The sequence below is a fragment of the Natrialba chahannaoensis JCM 10990 genome (genome assembly GCF_000337135.1).
GTDB lineage: Archaea > Halobacteriota > Halobacteria > Halobacteriales > Natrialbaceae > Natrialba > Natrialba chahannaoensis.
Map to the genome: position 1 here is coordinate 1 of NZ_AOIN01000006.1, position 304 is coordinate 304.

Consider the following 304-nt stretch of genomic DNA (forward strand, 5'->3'; position numbering starts at 1 on the left):
ATTACCCGCCCGATCTGGTGCTTCATCTCCCGTTCGTCAGCGGGATCGACGTCTACCCACGGCAGGTTCGTCTCGAAGGGTACCGTCGGCGCTTCGACTCGTGCCGGCTCGTCGATCTCCTCCTCGTCCGCTACTTCATCGAGAAGATTGCTCAACGGCGAGTCGCTATCACGATCCGCCGAGAGCGGTGTTGTATCGCCGATCTCCTCGAAGTCTTCGATGAGTTCCTGGCGAATCGTCACGTCCGTGCCGTCATCGGCCTCGTCTTCTCGTTCCCACTCGCGCTTCGGGAGGTAGACCGCCT

At 60.9% G+C, this 304-nt stretch carries 1 pseudogene; it reads right to left on the minus strand.

The annotated features are described in order from the left end of the window. A pseudogene (locus tag C482_RS00025) lies at positions 1-304 on the minus strand (ISNCY family transposase); the annotation flags it as partial.